Below are 1,218 nucleotides of genomic sequence, written 5' to 3' on the forward strand. Positions count from 1 at the left end.
CTAGATTTGTAGACGCCTTCTTCCCTAAATTTGAGGCAAGGAGGCCATCATGAGCACAGCCAAATTCAGTGACGATTTCAAACGCGATGCTGTTCATCAGATCGTTGAGCGCGGTTATCCGGTTGCGGAAGTTTCGAAGCGCTTGGGTGTCAGTTCCCACTCGCTTTATGCGTGGAAGAAGCGGTTCGCGAAGTCAGGCTCCCGCGATGGGTCTATCGACGAACAGGCTGCTGAAGTTCGACGACTGAAGCTTGAACTGGCGCGTGTGACGGAGGAGCGCGACATCTTAAAAAAGGCAACGGCGTACTTCGCGCGAGATGCAAAGTGAAGTACGCCTTCGTAGCAGAGCATCGTCCGCTGTTTTCGGTGCGAGCGATGTGCCGTTCCCTTCGCATTCAACCTAGCGGCTTCTACGCATGGCTGAAGAACCCGTTTAGCAATCGGGCACAGGAAGACGAACGTCAGACAAAGCTGATCAGGACAGCTTGGGAAGACAGCGGCAAGGTCTATGGCTATCGTAAGCTCCACGATGATCTGCTGGATCAAGGCGAAACGTGCTGTCCTAACCGCGTTGCGCGTCTGGCTACACTGGCGGGCATCAAGGCCCAGATCGGCTACAAGCGTCGGCCTGGCAGCTATGGCGGAAAGCCGGCATTAGTCGTCAACAACACGCTGGACCGGCAGTTCGACGTGGATGCGCCAGACACGGTCTGGGTGACCGACATCACCTATATCAGAACATTGGAAGGTTTCGCCTATCTGGCGGTCGTGATCGATCTATACTCCCGGCGTGTCGTCGGCTGGGCAATGCAGAGCCGTCAGACGGCGGACGTGGTCTTGCAGGCCCTGCTCATGTCCGTGTGGCGTAGAAAGCCGAAGAACAGGGTGCTGATCCATTCGGACCAGGGCTCGCAGTTCACCAGCATCGACTGGGCTGCTTTCCTCAAGGCTCACAACCTGGAACACTCAATGAGCAGGCGCGGAAACTGTCATGACAACGCGGTTGCCGAGAGCTTCTTCAACTTGCTCAAACGGGAGCGGATACGGCGTCGAACCTACAAGACCCGCGTCGAAGCCAGACAGGATGTGTTCGACTACATCGAGATGTTCTACAACCCAAACCGCAAGCATGCCAGGAACGGGATGCTGTCGCCCGTCGAGTTCGAACGGCAGCAAGAAATGAAAACCGAGGGCGTCTAGAAAACTCGGGGCTATTCA

At 56.0% G+C, this 1,218-nt stretch carries 1 protein-coding gene; it reads left to right on the forward strand.

Going from position 1 to position 1,218, the window contains the following annotated elements:
* The first annotated feature begins 49 nt into the window (after window positions 1-49).
* Window positions 50-1,200 (forward strand): IS3 family transposase gene (locus CRO46_RS19755; RefSeq protein WP_097109529.1). Its coding sequence is split into 2 segments (ribosomal slippage): window positions 50-299 and window positions 299-1,200, totalling 1,152 coding nucleotides; the frame shifts between segments, so codons are not numbered across the junction.
* The last annotated feature ends 18 nt before the right edge of the window (window positions 1,201-1,218 follow it).

It is taken from the genome of Parahoeflea halophila, from assembly GCF_900220985.1.
GTDB lineage: Bacteria > Pseudomonadota > Alphaproteobacteria > Rhizobiales > Rhizobiaceae > Hoeflea > Hoeflea halophila.